18 protein-coding genes are annotated in these 22,058 nt (G+C 69.9%); 10 read left to right on the forward strand and 8 right to left on the reverse strand.

Features of this window, described 5'->3' with window-relative positions; all coding sequences use genetic code 11:
* The first annotated feature begins 11 nt into the window (after positions 1-11).
* Positions 12-1,223, forward strand: coding sequence for a sodium ion-translocating decarboxylase subunit beta (locus A33M_RS00260; RefSeq protein WP_008382349.1), 1,212 nt, complete (start codon positions 12-14; stop codon positions 1,221-1,223).
* 43 nt (positions 1,224-1,266) lie between these two features.
* Positions 1,267-1,692: a biotin/lipoyl-containing protein gene (locus A33M_RS00265; protein WP_008382350.1), complete on the forward strand. Its 426-nt coding sequence runs from the start codon at positions 1,267-1,269 to the stop codon at positions 1,690-1,692.
* A 100-nt stretch (positions 1,693-1,792) separates the two neighbouring features.
* Here the strand turns inward: A33M_RS00265 and A33M_RS00270 are convergent, their stop codons facing one another.
* The 8 genes from A33M_RS00270 to A33M_RS00305 form a co-directional block, all read right to left on the reverse strand.
* Positions 1,793-2,317 (reverse strand): NADH-quinone oxidoreductase subunit B family protein, encoded by a 525-nt coding sequence (locus A33M_RS00270; RefSeq protein WP_008382351.1) that lies wholly within the window; start codon positions 2,315-2,317, stop codon positions 1,793-1,795.
* Positions 2,318-2,339: 22 nt separating this feature from the next.
* Positions 2,340-3,857: a hydrogenase large subunit gene (locus A33M_RS00275; RefSeq protein WP_008382352.1), complete on the reverse strand. Its 1,518-nt coding sequence runs from the start codon at positions 3,855-3,857 to the stop codon at positions 2,340-2,342.
* A gap of 5 nt (positions 3,858-3,862) precedes the next feature.
* Positions 3,863-5,323: a hydrogenase 4 subunit F gene (locus A33M_RS00280; RefSeq protein WP_008382353.1), complete on the reverse strand. Its 1,461-nt coding sequence runs from the start codon at positions 5,321-5,323 to the stop codon at positions 3,863-3,865.
* 181 nt (positions 5,324-5,504) lie between these two features.
* Complete coding sequence (locus A33M_RS00285) at positions 5,505-6,188, reverse strand: hydrogenase-4 component E (RefSeq protein ID WP_008382354.1); 684 nt, start codon at positions 6,186-6,188, stop codon at positions 5,505-5,507.
* Positions 6,188-7,144 carry a respiratory chain complex I subunit 1 family protein gene (locus tag A33M_RS00290; RefSeq protein ID WP_008382355.1) on the reverse strand — a complete coding sequence of 319 codons (957 nt, stop codon included), beginning with the start codon at positions 7,142-7,144 and terminating at the stop codon, positions 6,188-6,190. The genes A33M_RS00285 and A33M_RS00290 overlap by 1 nt, the downstream gene beginning before the upstream one ends.
* Positions 7,135-9,174 carry a hydrogenase 4 subunit B gene (hyfB, locus tag A33M_RS00295; RefSeq protein WP_008382356.1) on the reverse strand — a complete coding sequence of 680 codons (2,040 nt, stop codon included), beginning with the start codon at positions 9,172-9,174 and terminating at the stop codon, positions 7,135-7,137. Before hyfB ends, A33M_RS00290 begins: the two co-directional genes overlap by 10 nt.
* Positions 9,175-9,646: 472 nt before the next feature.
* Entirely contained in the window at positions 9,647-11,167 is a 1,521-nt protein-coding gene (locus A33M_RS00300; protein ID WP_157223268.1) for a L,D-transpeptidase, read from the reverse strand.
* Positions 11,168-11,444: 277 nt separating this feature from the next.
* Positions 11,445-12,248, reverse strand: a complete 804-nt coding sequence (locus A33M_RS00305) for a 50S ribosomal protein L11 methyltransferase (RefSeq protein ID WP_008382361.1) — start codon at positions 12,246-12,248, stop codon at positions 11,445-11,447.
* A gap of 145 nt (positions 12,249-12,393) precedes the next feature.
* Here A33M_RS00305 and A33M_RS00310 point away from each other — a divergent pair, with 145 nt between their 5' ends.
* The 8 genes from A33M_RS00310 to A33M_RS00345 all read left to right on the forward strand — a co-directional run bounded on the left by A33M_RS00310 (position 12,394) and on the right by A33M_RS00345 (position 22,012).
* Positions 12,394-13,257: a DUF2189 domain-containing protein gene (locus A33M_RS00310; protein WP_008382362.1), complete on the forward strand. Its 864-nt coding sequence runs from the start codon at positions 12,394-12,396 to the stop codon at positions 13,255-13,257.
* 5 nt (positions 13,258-13,262) lie between these two features.
* Positions 13,263-14,513, forward strand: coding sequence for a hydantoinase/carbamoylase family amidase (locus tag A33M_RS00315; protein ID WP_008382363.1), 1,251 nt, complete (start codon positions 13,263-13,265; stop codon positions 14,511-14,513).
* Between the two features lie 266 nt (positions 14,514-14,779).
* Complete coding sequence (locus A33M_RS00320) at positions 14,780-16,114, forward strand: phenylacetate--CoA ligase family protein (protein WP_008382364.1); 1,335 nt, start codon at positions 14,780-14,782, stop codon at positions 16,112-16,114.
* 536 nt (positions 16,115-16,650) lie between these two features.
* Positions 16,651-18,465: an indolepyruvate ferredoxin oxidoreductase subunit alpha gene (gene iorA / locus A33M_RS00325; protein ID WP_008382365.1), complete on the forward strand. Its 1,815-nt coding sequence runs from the start codon at positions 16,651-16,653 to the stop codon at positions 18,463-18,465.
* Positions 18,466-18,469: 4 nt separating this feature from the next.
* Positions 18,470-19,387 (forward strand): 2-oxoacid:acceptor oxidoreductase family protein, encoded by a 918-nt coding sequence (locus tag A33M_RS00330; protein ID WP_008382366.1) that lies wholly within the window; start codon positions 18,470-18,472, stop codon positions 19,385-19,387.
* Positions 19,384-20,565 (forward strand): 2-oxoacid:acceptor oxidoreductase subunit alpha, encoded by a 1,182-nt coding sequence (locus tag A33M_RS00335; RefSeq protein WP_008382367.1) that lies wholly within the window; start codon positions 19,384-19,386, stop codon positions 20,563-20,565. Before A33M_RS00330 ends, A33M_RS00335 begins: the two co-directional genes overlap by 4 nt.
* On the forward strand, positions 20,562-21,440 hold the full coding sequence (locus A33M_RS00340; RefSeq protein ID WP_008382368.1) for a 2-oxoacid:ferredoxin oxidoreductase subunit beta: 879 nt from the start codon (positions 20,562-20,564) through the stop codon (positions 21,438-21,440). The genes A33M_RS00335 and A33M_RS00340 overlap by 4 nt, the downstream gene beginning before the upstream one ends.
* Positions 21,437-22,012: a 2-oxoacid:acceptor oxidoreductase family protein gene (locus A33M_RS00345; RefSeq protein ID WP_008382371.1), complete on the forward strand. Its 576-nt coding sequence runs from the start codon at positions 21,437-21,439 to the stop codon at positions 22,010-22,012. The genes A33M_RS00340 and A33M_RS00345 overlap by 4 nt, the downstream gene beginning before the upstream one ends.
* The last annotated feature ends 46 nt before the right edge of the window (positions 22,013-22,058 follow it).

Below are 22,058 nucleotides of genomic sequence, written 5' to 3' on the forward strand. Positions count from 1 at the left end.
AAGCTTTCGCCATGAGCGAATTCCACATTCTCGACCTCTTCCAGGGCCTGGCGACGCTCGCGGCCGCCGAGCCGCACATCATCATCGGTCGCATCTTCCTGATGGGGCTCGGGCTGCTGCTGATCTATCTCGGCCACAAGGGCGTGCTCGAAGCGCTCCTGATGGTGCCGATGGGTCTCGGCATGGCGACCGTGAATGCCGGCGTGCTGTTCTTCCCCGGCGGCAAGACCGGCACCCTGTTCCTCGATCCGCTCGCGAGCGGCACCGACCAGGTGATGACGCAGCTCCAGATCAACTGGCTGCAACCGATCTACACCTTCGCCTTCTCGAACGGCCTGATCGCCTGCCTGGTGTTTCTCGGCATCGGCACGCTGCTCGACGTCGGCTACGTGATGCAGCGGCCGTTCCGCTCGATGTTCCTGGCGATCTGCGGCGAGCTCGGCACGCTGGTGGCGTTCCCGATCGGCATGCTGATGGGCCTGCCGGCGCACGAGGCGGCGGCGACCGCGACGATCGGCGGCGCCGACGGCCCGATGGTGCTGTTCGCCTCGCTGATCCTGGCGCCGGAGATCTTCGTCCCGATCACCGTGGTCGGTTATCTCTATCTCGGCCTCACCTATGGCGGGTATCCGTACCTCATCAAGGCGGTGGTGCCGAAGAAGATGCGCGCGGTGCAGATGCCGAACGAGCCCACCCGGCCGATCTCGGCCGGCGAGAAGATGGTGTTCGCGGTGGTGGCGTGCCTGCTGCTCTCGCTGCTCTTTCCGGTCGCGGCGCCGCTGTTCCTGGCGCTGTTCCTCGGCGTGATCGTGCGCGAGAGCGGGCTCAACTACTTCTACGACCTGTTCTCCAACCAGATCCTGTACGGCGCGACCTTCTTCCTCGGGCTGGTGCTCGGCGTCTTGTGCGAGGCGAGCACCATTCTCGACCCGAAGGTGCTGATCCTGCTGGTGCTCGGCATCCTGGCGCTGACCATCTCGGCGCTCGGCGGCCTGTTCGGCGGCATGGTGCTGTACTGGCTGTCGGGCGGAAAATACAACCCGGTGATCGGCATCGCCGCCGTGTCGTGCGTCCCGACCACCGCCAAGGTGGCGCAGAAGGTGGTCACCGCGGCGAACAAGAACGCGATCATCCTGCCGCACGCGCTCGGCGCGAACGTGAGCGGCGTCATCACCTCCGCGATCTTCGCGGCGGTGCTCATCACGCTGCTGCGGCAAGGCTGAGCGTCGCCCGGAAAAGCAACAAACGACGTTCGGGAAAAGAACCATGATGAAACACCTGCGGATCACGGTCGAAGGGCGCGTCTACGACGTCGTCGTCGAGGACGTCGGCGAGAGCGGCAGCCCCGCCGTCGGCCACTCTCCTGCACCTGCCCCGGTGGCAGCCCCCGCCCCGGTCGCGGCGCGGCCCGCCGCTCCGGCTCCGGCCGCCCCTGCGGCGTCGGCTCCCGCCGCCAGCGGCAACGGCCCGAGCGGCGGCCCGGGCGACCGCGGCGCGCCGCTCGCCGGCGTGGTGCTCGAGGTGAGCGTGAAGGTCGGCGACACCGTCGCGGTCGACGATCCGGTGGTCGTGCTCGAGGCAATGAAGATGAAGACGGTGATCGGCGCCCACATGGCCGGCACCGTGACCGGCGTGCACGTCAAGGCGGGCGACGCGGTCGACGCCGAGCAGCCGCTGATCACCATCGGATGACGCACGCCGAGCCTTTGGACGAACCGACGCCCCGGCCGCACGGCCGGGGCGTTTTTTCTTCGGTTTCGATGCCTCGCCGGCTTCGACGCCTCGTCGGGCGTCAGCGCGTCGCGCTCGCGCGCTCGACCAGCGCGATCAGGCCGGACAGGAGGTCGAGCGGCCGCGGCGGGCAGCCTTTTATGCAAAGGTCGACCGGCAGCACCGCCGAGACCGCGCCGACCACCGCATCGCTCTCGCGAAACACGCCGCAGCCGCAGCCGCAATCGCCGACCGCCACCACGAATTTCGGATCCGGCATCGCCGCAAAGGTGCGCTCGAGCGCGACCTTCATGTTGTGCGTCACCGGACCGGTGACCATCAGCACGTCGGCGTGGCGCGGCGAGGCGACGAATTTGAGGCCGAACCGCTCGCAGTCGTAGACCGCGTTGTTCAGCGCATGGATCTCGAGCTCGCAGCCGTTGCACGAGCCGGCATCGACCTCGCGGATCGTCAGCGAGCGCCCGTAGATCTTCCGCACCCGCGCCTCGAGCGCGAGCCCGACCTCGGCGAGCGCCGCTTCGCCCGGCGCCGGCGCCTGCGTGGTGACGGGTTTTGCGAACAGCGATTTCAGCAGAAGCGTGCGCATGGCGGCCTCGATGCGGCACCGTTCACAGATCCGCTCCGGCGTACGAGCAATTGAACGACTTGTTGCACAGTGGGAAGTCGGCGACGATATTGTTCTCGATCGCGGCTTCCAGCAGCGGCCATTGGAACCACGAGGCGTCGCGCACGTGACAGCGGCCGATCGCGCCGCCCGGCAGCACGCGCAGCCACACCAGCAGGTCGCCGCGGAACGCTTCCGCCACCGCCATGCCCTCGCACGGCGCCGAGATGTCCGGAAGCTCGGCGACGAGCGGCCCGTCCGGCAGCTCGACCAGCCAGCCGCGGATCAGCGCCAGCGAGGTCGCGATCTCGCGGATGCGAATTCGGATGCGCGCATCGACGTCGCCCGCGGTCAGCACCGGCACGTCGAGCGTCTCCGGCTCGTAGGGCGCATGAGCGAGATCGCGTCGGGCATCGAAGTCGCGCGCGGAGGCGCGTCCGACCGGCCCGCCGGCGGCGAAGCGCACGGCGAGATCGGCGGCGAGAATGCCGGTGCCGCAGGTGCGGTCCTGGATCGACGGGGTGTCCTCGTAGAGCCGGACGATCTCGGCAAAGGCCGGCTCGATCGCGTCGAGCGTGGTCGTGATCAGATGCGCGGCCTCGCGCGAGACATCGTGGGAGACACCGCCGGGAACGATGCGGTCCATCATCAGCCGATGCCCGAACGCCGCGCCGCAGGCGGCCAACACCTTCTCGCGAAAAATGCCGCAATGGGCGAGCGCGATGGCGAACGCCGCATCGTTGCAGATCGCGCCGACGTCGCCGAGGTGATTGGCAACCCGCTCGAACTCGGCCATCACCCCGCGGATGATCTGCGCACGCGGCGGCGCCGCGATGCCGAGCGCGGCCTCGACAGCGCGGGCGAAGGCAAAGCTCGCGGCGACGGTGGAATCGCCCGACACCCGCGCCACCACCTTTGCGGCCCGCGCGATCGAGACGTTCGTGGTGAGAGCGTCGACGCCGCGATGGACGTAGCCGAGCCGCTCCTCGAGCCGGGCGACGATCTCGCCGTTGGCGGTGAAGCGGAAATGGCCGGGCTCGATGATGCCGGCATGCACCGGGCCGACCGGGATCTCGTGCAAGCCCTCGCCGATCACCGGCAGCGTCGCATAATCCGCCGGATCGCGCAGCGGCGCTGTTTTGCGCGCGCCGAGCGGAGCAGCAAATCCCCAGGCGCCGTGATCGAGCCAGGGACGCAGGTCGGGCGCCCCCTCCGGGACGTATCCGAACAGATCGTGCACCGCGCGTTCGAGCCTGATCGCCGGCGCATGCCACCGCCCGACCGAGGGGAAGCGCTCGTTCACCACCGGCGTGGAGACGATGCGCGGCGCCTCGCCGAGCGGACGCAGCGCGAGATGAACGATGCCCTCTTCCGCCCACAGCGAGAGGAGATCGATGCCGCCCTCGCCCATCGCCTGCGCGACGCGGGCGAACACGTCCGCACGCACGGTGTAGCGCGGCCACGGGCGGGAATTCGGCTCGGCCGCGGTTCCAGCAATCAGACCTTGTATACGATCCGCCATCGCCGTCACCCCAGCAGAGCCGCGACGCTGCGGAACCAGCGCACCAGCGGATCGGGCAGCCACAGGCCGGCGGCGAAGGCGAGCGCGAGATGCACGAACAGCGGGATCGCCGAGGCTTTCACGGCATCCGATTTTCCGGTCGGCGCGCCGAAGATCAGGCCCTGCATCCGCATCACCAGCGCGCCGAGCGCGAGGATCACGCCGGCGACCAGAATTACGGTGAGCACCGGGTGGCGCGAGACCGACGCCGACACCAGCAGAAACTCGCTGGTGAAGACGCCGAACGGCGGCAGCCCGACGATGCCGATCACGCCCAGCGCGAGCCCGACCGCGAGCATCGGATGCGTCACCGACAGGCCGGAGATGTCGGCGATGCGCTGCGTGCCTTTTGCCTGCACGACGTGGCCGACCGCAAAGAAGATCGCCGACTTGATCAGCGAGTGCATCGTCATGTGCAAGAGGCCGGCGAAATTCGCGAGCGGCCCGCCGAGGCCGAAGGCGAAGGCGGCAATGCCCATGTGCTCGATCGAGGAATAGGCGAACAGCCGCTTGATGTCGCGCCGGCGATAGAGCATCAGCGCGGCGAAGACGAGGCTGGCGAGGCCGAGCGTCATCAGGATGGCGCCGACGTCGATCGCGTGCAGATTGCCGGCGACCACCATCTTGAAGCGCAGCAGCGCATAGAGCGCGACGTTGAGGAGGAGGCCCGACAGCACCGCGGAGATCGGCGTCGGGCCTTCGGCGTGCGCATCGGGCAGCCAGGCGTGGAACGGCGCGAGGCCGGCTTTGGTGCCGTAGCCGACCAGCAGAAACACGAAGGCGAGCGACAGGAGCTTGGAGTCGAGCGCGCCGGCGTTTTTCGCGATCTCGTCCCACGCCATCGCCGGAACGCCGGTGCCGACCACGCTCGACGCCACCATGTAGACGAGGATGGTGCCGAAGAAGGCGAGGCCGATGCCGACGCTGCCGAGGATGAAGTATTTCCACGCCGCCTCGATCGCGGCCTCGGTGCGATAGATGCCGACCATCATCACGGTGGCGAGCGTGGCGCCTTCGACGCCGACCCACATCAAACCGATATTGTTGGCGACCAGCGCGAGGTTCATCGCCGCCATCATCGCCTGATACATCGCGTGATAGAAGCGCACGAAAGCGGGCGTGAGATGGCCGGTCTCGATCTCGTGGCCGATATAAGTGGCGCTGTAGACCGAGGTGGTGAAGCCGATGAAGGTCGTCAGCACCACGAAGAAGATGTTGAAGTCGTCGACGATGAGAAAGTCGCCGCGCTCGCGAGCGGCGGCGAGCAGCGCGAGGCCGGCGGCGAGCGTGAGGCCGGAGGCGATCACGTTGACGATCGCGCTCGCGCGATAGTTGGGGATCACGACGAGCAGCGGCACCGCGAGCGCCGGGATCACCAGCACCAGCTCGACCGGTGCGAGCGGCAGCGCAGCGAGGAGGGAGGTCATGCCGGCCTCTCCACACGCTCATCTCTCCCCGCCCGCGGGGAGAGATCGGACGGCGCGCAGAAGCGCGGCGTCCGGGTGAGGGGGCGTGCGAGTGACCGAAAGAGCCCCTCGGCCCTACCCTCTCCCCGCGAGCAGGGAGAGGGAGCGCAGGCGCCTCGCCGGATCCGAACGGCGCTCCTCATCACAAATGCTCCCGCTGCTCGCCGCGGAAGCGTTCGAGCACGTTGACGTCGACGGTGTCGAACCGCTCGCGGATGCGGAAGACGAACACGCCGAACACGATGAAGGCGATCAGCACCGAGAAGGCGACCGACACCTCGACCACCAGCGGCATGCCCTTGGCGCCGGTGGCGGCGAGGATCAGCCCGTTCTCGAGCGACATGAAGCCGACCACCTGGCTGACCGCATTGCGCCGCGTGATCATCATCAGAAGCCCGAGCAGCACCACCGCGAGCGCAAAAGCGAAATCCTCGCGCGCGACCGGATCGGCGGTCTCGACCACCGGATGCACGACCAGGATCGACAGCGCGACGAGGCCGAGGCCGGCGAGCATGGTCGGGCCGCCGCCGATCACCCGCTCGATCTCGCGATGGACGTCGAGCTTGCGCACGATCCGGTGCAGCGCGGTCGGGATGATCAGAGCTTTTGCCAGCAACGTGATCAGCGCGGTGACCAGGAGGTGCGGCGCGCCCTGCACCAGCGATTGCCAGCCGACCGAGAGCGCCAGCACCACCGCCTGCAGGGCGAAGACGTTGATCACCGCGGTGAGGCGGTCCTGCACCAGCAGCATCAGGCTCAGCACCAGCACGCCGCCGGCGAGCAGATGGGCGATGTCGAACAGAAACGTGCTCGTGCCCGCGGCCATCAGAACCCCCTCGACACGAAGCGCAGGAAGACCGCGAGCGCAGCCGCCGCAAAAGCGCTGCCGAGAAAGGCCGGGTAGCGAAACACGCGCATCTTCGCGACCGAGGTCTCGGCGATCGGCAACAACACGGCGAACAGCGTGAGCTTCGCCAGCCACGCGAGAATGCCGAGGGCGAGGTGAAGCGGCCCGGCGTCGCTGCCGGCGATGCCGAACGGCACGAACAGGCAGGCGATCAGCGAGAAATAGAGGACGAGCTTCACCTGCGCGGCGAGCTCGATCATCGCGAGATGGCGGCCGGAATATTCGAGGATCATCGCCTCGTGCACCATCGTCAGCTCGAGATGCGTCGAGGGGTTGTCGATCGGGATGCGTGCGTTCTCGGCGATGCCGACCATGATCAGCGCCAGCAGCGCGAGGCCGAGCGAAACCCGCACGCCGACCTCGCCGGTAGAAAAGAGCGCAGCGATCGCCGACAGCTGGGTGGTGCCGGCGATCAGCGCCACCGCGAACGAGATCATCAGCATCGCCGGCTCGGCGAGCGAGGCGATCATCATCTCGCGCGAGGAACCGATGCCACCGAACGCGGTGCCGATGTCCATGCCGGCGAGCGCCAGCACGAAACGGCCGGTGCCGAGCAGCGCCACCACCGCGATCAGATCGGCCGACCAGGAGAACAGGAGGCCGGTCGCATAGGTCGGCACCAGACCGGCCGCCACCCAGGTGATCGCGAACAGCGCATAGGGCGCGCGGCGATACACCCAGCTCGCATTGTCGGCGACCACCGCCTCCTTGTGCATCAGCTTCCACAGGTCGTGATAAGGCTGAAGAAGCGGCGGCCCGACGCGACGCAAGAGCCGCGCCCGCACCTTTCGGGTGACGCCCATCATCAAGGGCGCGATCGCCACCACCAGCACGATCTGGAGAAGCTGGAGCGGGAGGTCGAGGATCAGCGCCATGCCGCCACCACCAGCATGAGGACGACGAGGGCCGCGAACACCAGCGCGAGATAGCGGCGGATGGTGAGGAACTGCAGCCGGTTGAGGTGCTGCGCGCCGCGCACGACGAAGCGCGCGAGCGGCCCGTAGGCGAACCGCCAGGCGGGATCGCGCAGTCGGTAGCGGAAATGGCCGGCGCGGGTGTCGCCCGGCCGCGGCATGTCGACCCGCTCGGTGAGGCCGAACACGACGCTGCCGAAGACGCGGCGGATCGGCATGGCGAAGCTCGCGCTCGAATACTGCGTGCGCGGGCTCGGCAGCGGATAGCCGCAATCCCATGGCGGGCTCTTGCGGGTTGTCTTGCTGGCGAGGCGGTGCACTGCGAGCGCCGCCATCAGCGCGGCGCAGAACAGGAAGGCGAACACGACGAGCCCGTTGTAGGAGCTGCGGCTCTGGGCGATCGGCACCACCGAGAGCCACGGCACCTCGACCTGCGCCGGCAGCGCGCTGCCGGCGAGGTCACGCGTCAGCGGAGCGAGCATGTCGATCACCACGCCCGGCAGGATGCCGATCAGCACGCACAGCGTGGCGAGCGCGGTCATCGCGGCGAGCGAGAAGCCGTCGACCTCGTGGGCGCCGGCGGCGGCGGGCGTGCGCGGGCGACCGAGAAAGACGATGCCGTAGGCCTTGACGAAGCAGGCGCCGGCGAGCGCAGCGGCGAGCGCCAAAAGCGCGCCGACCACCGGCACCGCGAATTTCAGCCCCCACTGGGGAAGCTGCGGGCTCATCAGGATCGCCTGGAAGGTCAGCCACTCGGAGACGAAGCCATTGAGCGGCGGCAGCGCGGCGATCGACATGCAGCCGATCAGCACGACGACCGCGGTATGCGGCATCGTGTGAACGAGCCCGCCGAGCTTTTCGGTGTCGCGCTCGCCGGTCGCGGTCAGCACCGCGCCGGCGCCGAAGAACAGCAGCCCCTTGAACAGCGAGTGGTTGAGCACGTGCAGAAACGCCGCCGCCAGCGCGAGCGCCGCCGCCGGCCCCTGCCCCGCCGCGCGGAACGCCAGCGCGAGCCCGAGCCCGATGAAGACGATGCCGACGTTCTCGACGGTCGAGTAGGCGAGCAGGCGCTTCAGGTCGCGCTGCATCACCGCATAGAGCACGCCCATCACCGCGGTGGTGCCGCCGGCGATCACCACCACGAGGCCCGACCACGGATCGATGTTGCCGGCGACGTCGAACACGATGCGCACGAAGGCGTAGACGCCGACTTTCGTCATCACGCCGCTGAGCAGCGCCGAGACGTGGCTCGGGGCCGCCGGATGGGCGAGCGGCAGCCACACGTGCAGCGGCATCAGCCCGGCCTTGGAGCCGGCGCCGAGCAGCGCCAGCACGGTGGCGAGCGCGGCAAAAATTTCCGCCGGCGGCGAGGCGCGCATGTGGGCGAAGGTGAGGTGGTCGAAGCCGGCGGTGCCGCCGATCGCAGCGCCCGGCCCGGCCAGCAGGCCGAAGGCGAGCAGCAGGCACAGCGTGCCGAAGCTCGCCATCAGAAGATAGAGGAGGCCCGCGCGGATGCTCGCGCTCTCGCGGTGATGGACGACGACCAGCGCCCACGAGGCGAGCGACATGAATTCCCAGGAGAGCAGGAAGGTGAAGGCGTCGGCGGCGAGCAGCACGAGGTTCATGCCGGCGAGGAAGGCGCCGTAGAACGGCAGCACGCGGGCCGGCTCGGGCTCGTGGCGGCCGTAGCCGATGCCGTAAAAGCTCGCCGCGGCGGCGCCGAGATCGACCACCAGCACGAAGAAGGCGGACAGGGTGTCGAGCCGGAAATGGGCGCCGGTGCCGGGCAGGCCGATCGGCAACACCACCATCGAGGGGGGCGCCTCACCGAGCAGCACGCCGAGCGCGAGCGCGACCGCCGCCAGCGCCACCACGAAGGAGGCGCCGTAGACGATCGGCGTCGCGATACGCAGGCGGCCGAGCACGGCCCCCGAAAGGCCGATCCCGAAAAAGCCCGCGATGCAGACGAGCCCGATCGCGACGTCCGACATGCCCCCCACCATTCTTGCCGCCGGGCGACGGGCCGCACGGTGCGGCCGCCGGGCCGCGGACGCGGCCGGGACCGACGCGCGGCGCCGAAAAACGCCGGGCTCTTCGCGAGAACGCCCGCACCCACGCACGCACCCCTGCGTCGGCGTTGCGCGCGCAAAATCGCAAAGTCCGGCTCACCCAAGTCGGAAGATATGATTCTTAAATCAGCGAATCGCCGGGGACCAGGACTATTTGCGCGCAGGAGCGTTGCGCGCGCACCGCCCGGCTTCGGATAGCGGAGGTTTTGCGCCTCGCCGCTGGGAGGGAACGACGGGCACCGTGCGCACGGAGAGCCGCCGGCAGGCCGGACGACGAAGCCGCGAACGCGCGCTCATAACAAAAGAGCCTCTCCCGCGTGGGGAGAGGCTCGGTAGCGTCGATTTTTCCGGCCGGCCGGCCGGGCCGGCGGCGTCCGGCGGCCGGACCACACCGTCAGCGGGTCAGCACGATGAAGTCGGTGCCCTTGCCGGTCTGCGGGCCGAGGCCCTTGTCGGAGACGATCAACGAGGCGCCGGGCGACATCAGCGGCCGCAGGAAGGCGAGCGCGGTCGGCGGCAGGGTGACGCGGTCGAGCACCTCCTTCGGGGTCGGCGCCGGGCTGGCGTCGGCGACCGTCTCGGCGGCCTTGCGGCCCTTGTGCGACTTGGTGGCCTTGGTGGAATCGACCGGCAGCGACAGCACCGACCATTTCAGGGTGGACTTCTGGTCGTCCTGGAACGAGGTGGCGGTGAACACCAGGGTGCCGAGCGGCTTCTCGGGATCGGCGATCTCGATCGGGGTCTCGTAGATCGGCTCGAAACCCTTGCGGACGAACAGCTTGCCTTCCTTCTTGCTGACGAAGATCGCGACCGGGCCGGGCTTGTAGGGCTGCGGCGGGCCGAACTCGACCAGCGGCGCCGAGGCGGCGGCGGGCGTCGCGGCCTGCGTGTCGCCCGCCTTGGCGGGGCTCGCCGGGGCGGTCGCCTCGGACGCCGAGAGGTCTTTCGCCGATGGCTGCAGCCCGACCTTTTCGGGCGCGGCGCCATCGGTCGCCGGCACCGCCGGGTCTGGCGCATCCGACACCGGGCGGGCGGCGGAGGCGGTCCGGGTGGCGATCGAGGCGTCGTCGGCGACCGGCACCGCCGGGTCGGCCTTGTTCAGGAGATCGAGGGTCGGATGCGAGAACGGCTCCGGCTTCACGTCGTCGCGGGCGACGATCACCCGGGTGCCGAGCTTGGTCATGCCCCACAGCTCGGCGGCGAACGAACGCGGCATCCGCACGCAACCGTGGGAGGCCGGATAGCCGGGCAGATGCCCCTGGTGCAGCGCGCTGCCGGACCAGGTGATCCGCTGCATGTAGGGCATCGGCGCGTTGTCGTAGAGGTTCGAGTAGTGCTGCCGGTGCTTCTGGATGACGCTGAACACGCCCATCGGCGTCGGGTGCTGCTTGGTGCCGGAGGAGATCGGCGATTCGGCCAGCTTGCCGGTCTCGTCGTAGACGCGCACCTTCTGGTCGCCGATCGAGACGACCACCGTCAGCGGCCCCTTCGTCGGGCGCGAGACGGTCTTTTCCGGCTTCGGCTCGGCCTTCGGCCGGCTCGCGCGCTTGCGCCGCACCGGCTCGTCGCGCGGCTGCTCGTAGGCGCGCGGATCACGATAGGTTCGGTACGGCTGATAGCTCGGGTAGCGCTGATACCCGTAGGGCTGATTCCCGTAATAGTAATAATAGGAGTATGGCGCCGCCTGCGCGGGCGCCACCGGCAGCGCGGTGACCAGCGCGCCGAGCGCGATCGCGCCGAGCGCGGCCGTCGCCGCGACGTGTCGGGCGACCGGACCAGCCGATCGCTTCGCGTGCTCGCCCGAGCGACGTTTGCCGATGTCGCGCTCGCCGATGTCGCGCTCGCCGATCCCGATCGGGCCTCTTCCACGCTCCGTGTCCGTGCCGCGCGTGGACGTCGCACCACCATCAGACATCGTGTCCGTCACGAGAGACCCCCCGGTTCGAGAACCGGCGCGCCCGTCGCACACGCAGGGTGCACGGCGCACCGTGAATTGCAAACGCACGAAACTCGCCTCCGTTCCGCCGTTCGCATGCCGCAGTTTCGCGTGCGAACCTTAATCGACACACCTTCCGGGCGGCGGCTTTCGGCGCTCGCCCGGAAGACTTTTTCGACAAGGTTTCACGATTCTTGGTCGCCGGAAACAGGCTCCGGTTCGACCTCGCGCCCCGCTCGCCGGGGCAGCCGGCGGATCACGTCTGCGCGAGCGCCTCCATCGGCTCCACCTCCGTCACCGTCCCGCCGACCGGCCGCAGCTCGTACAGCACGAACGCCTCGAAGCCGATCGAGCGCTCGCCGACCAGGCGCGCGTCGAAACCCGCCGTCTCGATCATCGTGCCGAGCAGATGCAGGTCGGAGTCGGAGGAGAACAGCACGTACATCCGCCCGCCCGGCTTCAGCCGCGCGCGCGCCTGCTCGAACAGCGGCGCGATGTCGCGATAACCCGGCCCCGCCACCCAGGCGCGGTCGGCGACGTCGCGCGGCTCGCCCGGGAACGACGGCGGGCTCGACAGGATCACGTCGAAGCGCGGCTCCGCCGGCACTTCCGCCATCAGGTCGGAGCACAGGCCGGTGACCTTGTCGCCGAGCCCGTTGGCGACGGCGTTCTCGCTCGCCGCCCGCGCCGCGTTGGGGTTGATGTCGATCGCGGTCACCCGCTCGGCGCCGGCGCGCGCCGCCGCCAGCGCCAGGATGCCGGAGCCGGTGCCGACGTCGGCCACCGTCTTGCCGGACAGGTCGAGCGTGCCGAGGAAGCCGGCGAAGAACTCGCTGGTGAGGAAGCGCCGGGGATCGAACACCGTCGGCAGCACCGCGAGGCGGAAGCCCGCCGCCTCGACGAACCGGGTGTCGCGGCGTTTCAGAAACAGATGATAGGAGAAGAAGTGAATCGACGACCGGATGAACCGGCGGCCGAGCCCCTGGGGATTTCGCGGACGGCCGAGGCCGTATTTGTCCGTTCGGGGGCCGGCGAGCGTTTCGGTGAGGGTGTCGTGCAAGCGAAGGTCCTCCGCAATCGAGCCTGAAAACGATGGGCGACCGTCCGTCGCGACCCCGGGTGGAACGCTCTCGACCGCCTTGCGGGCGACCACCGTTGCGGCAAACTCGTCCGTGTTCGGCCATCGACCCGTCGAGGGGACCCCCATGAGCCACCAAGACAGTGCAGATCACAACGCCGAGACCCCGCCGTCGGTTCTGCGACGCGACCCGCGGGTGCGCAGTGTCTCGGTTCGGGACATCGTCGAGGCGCTGGCGGCCGGCCTGCGCGACTTTCAGAGCGCCCCGCTGTACGGCCTCGCCTTCGGCGCGGTCTATGCCGGCGGCGGCCTGCTGATCGTCCTGTCGGCGCTCGCCGCCGGCGTCGGTTATCTCGCCTACCCGCTCGCCGCCGGGTTCGCGCTGATCGGCCCGTTCGTCGCGGTCGGGCTCTACGAGGTGAGCCGCCGCCGCGAGGTCGGCGACCCGCTGCGCTGGCGACTCGTGCTCGGCACCGTGCTCGAGCAGCGCAACCGCGAGCTCGGCTGGATGGCGTTCGTCACGCTGTTCGTGTTCGTGGTGTGGATGTATCAGGTGCGCCTCCTGATCGTGCTGATGCTCGGCCTGCGCTCCTTCACCTCGCTGCAGGAGTTTCTGGTGGTGGTCACCACCACGCCGGAGGGCTGGCTCTTCCTGCTGATCGGCCACGTGGTCGGCGCCGCGCTGGCGCTGGTGCTGTACGCGCTGACGGTGGTGTCGTTCCCGCTGCTGCTCGACCGCGAGGTCGACTTCATCACCGCGATGATCACCAGCGTGCGGGCGGTGGTGGCGAGCCCGAAGCCGATGATCGGCTGGGCGGCGGTGATCGTGCTCTTGCTGGTCGTCGCCTGCCTGCCGGGCTTTCTCGGGCTCCTCCTGGTGCTGCCGATCCTCGGCCACGCGACGTGGCACCTCTATCGGCGTATCGTCGTGACGGATTCGCCCGCCGCGCCGTTCCCGGCGCCGGGCAAGCCCCCCTCGCCCCCGGAGTGATCCCGATGACCGCCATCGACGGCGCCCGCCTGCTCGACGACCTCGCCACCCTCGCCCGGTTCGGCGCCTGTGGGCCGGGGGTCGACCGGGTCGCGCTGTCGGAGGCCGACATCGCGGCGCGCCGCTGGCTGGCGGAGCGGATGCGCGAGGCCGGGCTCGAGGCCACCATGGATCGGGTCGGCAACGTGGTCGGCCGCGACCCGCGGGCCGCGCTGGCGATTTTGATCGGCTCGCATTCCGACACGGTGCCGCGCGGCGGCCGGCTCGACGGCGCGCTCGGGGTGATCTACGCGCTCGAGATCGCCCGCAGCCTTCGCGAGCACGAGGCGGGCGGACCGGCGAGCCCGATCGGCATCGACGTCGTCTCGTTCCAGGACGAGGAAGGCACCTATCTGCCCTTCCTCGGCAGCCGCACCTTTTGCGGCACGCTGGACGAGGCCGAGATCGCGAGCGCCCGCTCGGCCGACGGACACCCGCTCGCCGACGCCCTGCGCCCGCTCGCCGAGGAGCCCGCGCCGCACCGGCTCGATCCCGCCCGCCACCTCGCCTTCGTGGAAGCGCATATCGAGCAGGGGCCGCGGCTCGAGGCGGCACGAAAGCGGATCGGCGTGGTCACCGGAATCGTCGGCATCCGCCGCTTCCGCATCGTCGCGACGGGTGCGGCGAACCACGCCGGCACCACGCCGATGGCGCTGCGCCGCGACGCCGGCGCCGCGCTGATCCGTATCGCCGCCGACCTCCTGGACCGCTTCCCGGCGCTCGCCGGCGACGAGACGGTGTGGAACATTGGCGCGATCGCGTTTCGGCCGGGTGCCGCCAACGTCGTGCCCGGCGTGGCCGAGCTGTCGCTCGAGATGCGCGACCTCGACCCCGCCGTGCTCGACCGGCTCGAGCAGGCCGCCACCGAGCGGGTCGCGGCCGAGAGCGCCGCCGAGAGCGGCGCCGGCGTCTCCGCGACGATCGCGCGCACCACCACCGTCGCCCCGACCGCGATGGCCCCCGACCTGATCGAGGCGATGACGGCGGCGGCACAAAGCCTCGGCGAGACGCCCGTGATGCTGCCGAGCGGCGCCGGCCACGACGCCATGGAGCTCGGCCGGGTGCTGCCGGCCGGCATGCTGTTCGTGCCGAGCATCGGCGGCATCAGCCACGACGTCGCAGAAGCCACCAGCGACGCCGACATCGTGCGCGGCTGCGAGGTCTTGGCCGAGGCCGTCGACGGGTTGCGCCGCAGGCTCGCCACCGCCGGACGTTGAGCCCACAGGATTCACGAAACTTTCTTTCGTCCGAAACCCGAACGTGACGGCAGGATTGCGAAGAACCGCCGGATCACCTATGGGAGACGCCGAGAGGTAGGCGCCTCGCGATCGCCGCGCTTCGTTTTTCGGCCTTGCGCTCAATAACATCATACCGCGCAGGGTTCGGCGCATCGACTGGCCATCCCCCGGCCTCGCCGTCTCGATCCTCGCCGGCCGCCCGGTTCCCGGGCCGCCGGTGCATCGGCACGAACGAAGGGGACCGCATGAATCCGCTCGCCTCCATCCGCCAGCCGACGACGCGGATGCTCGACCCGGCGGCCGAGACCATGCCGCGCCGCGACCTCGCCGCGCTCCAGCTCGCCCGCCTGAAGACGAGCCTCGAGCGGGCCTATGGCGTCCCGCACATGCGCAAGCGGTTCGACGAGCTGGGCGTGACGCCGGCTCATCTGAAGACGCTCGCCGACATCCGCCACTTCCCCTTCACCGGCAAGGCGGATCTGCGCGACAACTACCCCTTCGGGCTGTTTGCCGTGCCGCGTGAAAAGGTGGTGCGGCTGCATGCCTCGTCCGGCACCACCGGCAAGCCGATCGTGGTCGGCTACACCGCCGCCGACATCGCCTTGTGGGCGAGCCTGATGGCGCGCTCGCTGACCAGCGCCGGGGTGACACCGGAGGACATCGTCCACGTCGCCTATGGCTACGGCCTGTTCACCGGCGGGCTCGGCGCGCATTACGGTGCCGAGGCGCTCGGCTGCACGGTGGTCCCGGTGTCGGGCGGCATGACCGAGCGGCAGGTGACGCTGATGCGCGACTTCGGCGCCAACGTCTTGTGCTGCACGCCCTCCTACGCGCTCAACATCGCCGAGGTGGCGGCGACCAGCGGCATCCGCATCGAGGATTTGAAGCTGCGGGTCGGCGTGTTCGGCGCCGAGCCGTGGAGCGAGGCGATGCGCCACGCGCTGGAGACGCATCTCGGGCTGCGCGCGGTCGACATCTACGGCCTGTCGGAAATCCTCGGCCCCGGCGTCGCCTGCGAATGCACCGAGCAGGCCGGCCTGCACGGCTGGGAGGACAACTTCCTGTTCGAGATCGTCGATCCGAAGACGATGGAGCCGCTGCCGCTCGGCGACACCGGCGAGCTGGTGATCACGACGCTGACGAAAGAAGCGTTGCCGATGGTGCGGTATCGCACCCGCGACATCACCCGCCTGGTCGAGGAGCCGTGCGCCTGCGGCCGCACCCACATCCGCATCATGCGCGTCACCGGCCGTGACGACGACATGATGATCATCCGCGGCGTCAACGTGTATCCGTCGCAGGTCGAGTCGGTGCTGGTCGGGCTGCCCGGCATCGCGCCGCATTATCAGCTCGTGCTGACCCGCTCGCACGCGCTCGATCAGGTCACCGTCGAGGTGGAGATCACCGCCGACGCGCCGCGCGACGACGCGTCCCGTGAGAAGATCGGCCGCGAGGTGCAGCACCGTATCAAGTCGACCGTCGGCATCAGCTGCGGCGTCGTCACCAAGCTGCCCGGCGAGGTGCCGCGCTCGCAGGGCAAGGCGGTGCGGGTGAAAGACCTTCGTCACGTTCCGTCGTGAGCGCGTCTCACGCCACGTGATCAGCTCGCCGAGAACCACTCCCCGCGAGCGGGCGATTGGATGAACGCAAGGGCAAGATGCCGAAGCGTTTCAGTGAGAGCGACGGAAATCGCCGAGATCTTCGTCGTCATCGCCGGGCCGGCCGCAGGCCGCGACCCGGCGATCCATCGAACCGAATACAAGAGAGTTTTTTGATTTCGATGGATGCGCGGGTCGGAGCCCGCGCATGACGGAAGCATGCATCCGGGTGATGTGTGCATTCCCCGAGGCATGCGGGGAGAGGGAGTAGAGCCGCATTCGGGGCACGCGGCGAATCTGCCCGGACAGCCCCGGACGAAGGCCCCCCAACGACGACCTCCATCGCCGCGACCTCCCTGATCGGCGCTCACCGCTTCTCGAGAACCGTTCCGACCATTCCGAATTCGCAAGACCGACCGAACGTTTGACCTTCCTCAACAACGCCGGCACGGCGATCGATCACAGTGCCGCGCCATCGGACGAGACCGGCTCACGACGGCCGGCAGGGAGAGACAGCGTTGAGCATCGACATGCTGGCGGCCGCCGACGACGCGGAGGAGAAGGCGGCGGCGACGTTTCCGCTGACCGGCAACGAGGCGATCGCCCGCGGCGCGTGGGAGGCGGGCATAAAGGTCGCCGCCGCCTATCCCGGCACGCCGTCGACCGAGATTCTGGAAAACCTCGCGACCTACGATCCCGCCGACCTGACGGCACAGTGGTCGATCAACGAGAAGGTCGCGCTCGACACCGCGATCGGCGCCTCGTTCGCCGGCGTGCGGTCGCTCGCGGCGATGAAGCATGTCGGCCTCAACGTCGCCGCCGACTCGCTGATGAGCTTCTCTTACATCGGCGCGCACGGCGGCCTGGTGCTGGTGGTGTGCGACGACCCCGGCATCCACTCCTCGCAGAACGAGCAGGACACCCGCCTCTTCTGCCGCTTCGCCGGCGTGCCGGTGCTGGAGCCGGCCGACGCCCAGGAGGCGCTCGACTTCACCCGCGCCGCCTTCGAAATCAGCGAGACGTTCCAGACGCCGGTGATCGTGCGCGGCACCACCCGCCTGTCGCACACCCGCAGCGTCGTCACGGTCGGCGAGCGCAGCGTGCCGCCGTCGCGCGGCTTCGTGAACGACGCCTCGCGCACCGTCACCATCCCCGCCAATGCCCGCCGCCTGCACCCGAAGGTGATCTCACGCGAAGCCGCGCTCGCGGACTATCTCGAGACGTCGGCGCTCACCGTGCGCGAGGATGGCGACACGCGGTTCGGCATCGTCACCAGCGGCATCGCCTATCTGTACGTGAAAGAGGTGGTGCCGGAGGCGAGCGTGCTGAAACTCGCCGGCGCCTATCCGCTGCCCGAGCAGACGATCCGCGACTTTGCCGCCTCGGTCGGCCGGCTGATCGTGGTGGAGGAGCTGGAGCCCGCGCTCGAGGACGCGATCCGCGCGATGGGCTTGCCGTGCGAAGGCAAGAGCCTGTTTCCGCGCATCGGCGAGTTGTCGGTCGAGCTCCTGCGCACCGGGCTCGCCGATGCCGGGCTGATCGCGGCGCCGGAGCGCGTGGCGTCGCACGGCATCGCGCCGATGGCGCGCCCGCCGGTCTTGTGCTCCGGCTGCCCGCACACCGCGAGCTTTCTGGCGCTGCGCAGCATCGGCGCCCACGTCGCCGGCGACATCGGCTGCTACACGCTCGCCGCCATCGAGCCGTTGCGCTCGATGGACACCTGCGTGTGCATGGGCGCGAGCATCGGCAACGCGATCGGCCTCGCGAAAGCCGGCACCGACAAGCCGGTGGTGGCCACCATCGGCGATTCCACCTTCCTGCATTCCGGTATCCCGCCGCTGATCGACGCCGTCTACAACAAGGCGAACATCACCGTCGTCGTGCTCGACAATCACATCACGGCGATGACCGGCGGGCAGGACCATCCCGGCACCGGCCGGAATCTCCGCGGCGAGCCGGCGCCAAAGGTCGACACCGAGGCGCTGTGCCGGGCGATCGGCATCGACTGGGTTCGCACCGTCGACCCGTACGAGATCGGCCGGGTGATCCAGACGCTGCGCGAGGCGGTGGCCCATCGCGGCGTCTCGGTGGTGATCGCCTCGCGACCGTGCGTGCTCGATCCGGTGAAGATCAAGGGCGCGCCGATGGCGGTGCGCGAGGACGGCTGCGTCGCCTGCCAGTCGTGCATGAATCTCGGCTGCCCGTCGCTCGGCTGGTCCGGCGCGCTGTTCGAGGGCCGCAACAAGGTGCGGATCGACGAGACGACCTGCATCGGCTGCACGCTGTGCGCCCAGGTCTGCCCGTCCGACTGCATCCAGCCCGTGGGAGTGTGAGATCATGCGCCCGCTGTCGCACGACGAGTTCGCCGGAGCCGAGCCGCATCCCGTCGCCTCCGGCATGAACATCCTGGTGGTCGGGGTCGGCGGCCAGGGCGTGCTGATGATCTCCAAGGCGCTCGCGCTGATGGCGCAGCGCCAGGGCTTCCAGGTCAAGCAGAGCGAAGTGCACGGCATGGCCAAGCGCGGCGGCATCGTGTTCAGCCACGTGCGCTTCGCCGAGCGGGTGTGGTCGCCGACCATCCCGCAGGGCGAGGTCGACGCGCTGATCGCGCTCGAATGGGCCGAGGGCTTGCGCTGGCTCGATCACCTGCGGCCCGGCCGTGGCGTGTTCATCGCCGACACGCGAAAAATCGTGCCGCCGTTCGCCTGCCGCGCCCGCACGCCGGGCGCCCCGATCGCCTATGCCCGCGAAACGCCGGCGGAGATCGTCGGGCGGGTCGCCGAGGGCTGGGCGCTCGACGCCACCGGCATCGCGACCGCGCTGGGTGACGCCCGCGCGGCCAACACCGTGCTGCTCGGCCGCCTGTCGGCGCATCTCGACTACGCGCCGGCCGACTGGCAGGCGGTGATCGCCGCGATCGTCCCCAAGGCGACGCGGGAGATCAACCGCAAGGCGTTCGAGGCCGGCCGTGCCTGGATCGCGCCGGCGATGGTCGAGGCCCCGCCCCCGTCCGCCCGCACGGCGCCTGCCGAGGGTCCGGCCACGGTGCCCGCCGGCCGGCCGGTGGTGTCGATCGACCCGGCCTGGTGCAAGGGCTGCCGCATCTGCACGACGCTGTGCCCGGAGCACTGCCTGACGATGCAGGGCGGCGTCGCCGCCGTCACCGCACCGGACGCCTGCACCGGCTGCCACGTCTGCGAATGGCTGTGCCCGGATTTCGCGATCACCGTGCGCCGCGAAGGAGTTTTGGGATGACCACCGCGACCCTTTCGGCCTCGGCGCCCGGCGCGCAAACCTCGTCGGCCACGCTGACCGCGCTGCACGGCAACCACGCCTGCGCGCTGGCGGCGATCGCCGCCGGCTGCCGCTTCTTCGCCGGCTATCCGATCACGCCGTCCTCGGAGATCGCCGAGCATCTCTCCTACGAGCTGCCGAAGGTGGGCGGCACCTTCGTGCAGATGGAGGACGAGATCGCCTCGATCGCCGCGGTGGCCGGCGCCTCGCTCGGCGGCTTGCGGGCGATGACCGCGACCTCCGGCCCCGGCTTCTCGCTGATGCAGGAGAATATCGGTTACGCCGCGATGACCGAGATCCCGCTGGTGATCGTCGACGTGATGCGCGGCGGCCCCTCCACCGGCATGCCGACCCGCCCCGCCCAGGGCGACGTGATGCAGGCGCGCTTCGGCAGCCACGGCGACCGCCCGGTGGTCGCGCTCGCCCCCGCCTCGGTGCAGGAGATCTACGAGGAGACCATCCGCGCTTTCGACATCGCCGAGCGGCTGCGCACGCCGGTCACCGTGCTGTACGATCAGGTGATCGCCCATCTGCTCGAGAGCGTCGCGGTGCCGGCCCCCGGCGCTGTCCGGGTCATCCCGCGCAAATGGGCGAACGGCGCCTCCGGCCCGTTCCGGCCCTACGAGGCGGGCGACGACGGCGTGCCGCCGATGGTCCGCCCCGGCGACGGCCACCGCTCGCACACCACCGGCCTGACGCATGCCGAGACCGGCTTCCCGACCCAAACGCCGGCCGTGGTCGACCGCATGATGCGCCGCCTGCTCGGCAAGATCGACGCCAACCGGGCGCTGGTCGAGCGCTTCGCCACCCGCGCCACCGACGACGCCGACGTCCTGATCGTCGCCTACGGCATCACCGCGCGCGCCGCCCGCCGGGCGGTCGACGTCCTGCGCGCCGAGGGCGTCAAGGCCGGCCTGTTTCGGCCGATCACGCTGTGGCCGTTCCCGGAGGACGCACTGAAACGGGCCGCGAGCGGCGCCAAATCCGTGCTGGTGCCGGAGATGAACGCCGGCCAGCTAGTGCTGGAGATCGAGCGGGTGCTCGGCGGCGCCGCGCCGGTGCGGCGGCTGAACCGGATCGACGGCGAGCCGATCGTCCCGCACCAGATCGTCGCGGCCGTGAAGGAGATCTTTTCATGACCGACGCCACGTTCTCCCCGACCGACGCCGCCCTCGGCGGGGGCGAGCCCCCGTTCGACGTGCGCGAATGGCTGCGGCTCGAGACGATGCCGCATTTCATGTGCCCGGGCTGCGGCCACGGCATCGCGCTGCGCACCATGCTGTGGGCGGCGCACGATTGCGGCATCGACAAGGACGACCTCGCGGTGGTGTGCGGCATCGGCTGCTCGGGCCGGATCGGCGGCTATATCGACGCCAACACCTTCCACACCACCCACGGCCGTCCGCTCGCCTTCGCCACCGGCCTCAAGCTCGCCCGTCCCGATCTCACCGTTGTGGTGGTGACCGGCGACGGCGACTGTCTGGCGATCGGCGGCAACCATCTGATCCACGCCTGCCGGCGCAATCTCGACATCACCTGCCTGATGCTCAACAACGAGGTGTACGGCATGACCGGCGGCCAGGTGTCGCCGACCACCTCGGCCCACCGCATCACCTCGACCACGCAAGCCGGCAATTTCGAGCCGACCTTCGACGCCTGCCGGCTGGCGGAAGCCGCCGGCGCCGGCTTCGTCGGCCGCGAGGTGACGCGCCAGGCGCCGGCGCTGAAGTCGCTGATCGCCCGCGCGATCCGCCACCACGGCTTCTCCTTCGTCGAGGTGATGTCCGACTGCACGGAGATCTACGGCCGCAAGAACGAGCTCGGCGAGGCGCCCGAGATGATCCTCGGCCAAAAGGCCGACATGCGGCCGGAGGTTTACAACGACGCGCCCGACCGGCCGTTCCGCCCGAACGCGCTGCCGACCGGCGTGTTCGTCGAGCGCGGGCTGCCTGAATACGGCGACAGCGTGCGGGCGCACGTGGCGGCGGTGCGGACCGGGGGGACGGGACGATGAATGCGCGTGCTTCGGTTGCGGGCTCGGGTTCGGGCTCGGAGCGGCTGGAGATCCGGCTCGCCGGCTCGGGCGGCCAGGGGCTCATTCTCGGCGCCCGCATCCTGTTCGAGGCGCTGTCCATCGAGGGCCGGCGCGCCTCGCAGTCGCAGAACTACGAGCCCACCTCGCGCGGCGGTTTTTGCCACTCCGACGTGGTGGTGAGCGAGGACGTGTCCGACTTTCCGCTGGTCACCGGGCTCGACGTGCTGATCGCGCTCGATCAGGTCGGCTTCGACCGCTCGATCGGGCTGATAAAGCCGGGCGCCATGGTGATCGTCGACCAGCGGGTGGCGACGCCGAGCGACGCCGACTGGCGGCTGCATCGCCTGCCGATCGGCGAGCGGGCGGTGGCCTCCGGCAACCCGCGGGCGGCCAACATGGTGGCGCTCGGCGCGTTCGCGGCCCTCTCGGGATTTTTCCGCGAAACCTCGCTCGACGAGGCGATCCGCCGCGAGACACCAGAAAAGTTCGCCGCCGCGAACTTGTCCGCCGCCCGCGCGGGCCTGCGGTTCGGCGAGACGGTCACGGCCTGATACGGTTTCCGGCTGAACGGCTCGGTTCTTACCCTCTCCCGTGGGG

It is taken from the genome of Rhodovulum sp. PH10, assembly GCF_000293785.1.
GTDB lineage: Bacteria > Pseudomonadota > Alphaproteobacteria > Rhizobiales > Xanthobacteraceae > Rhodoplanes.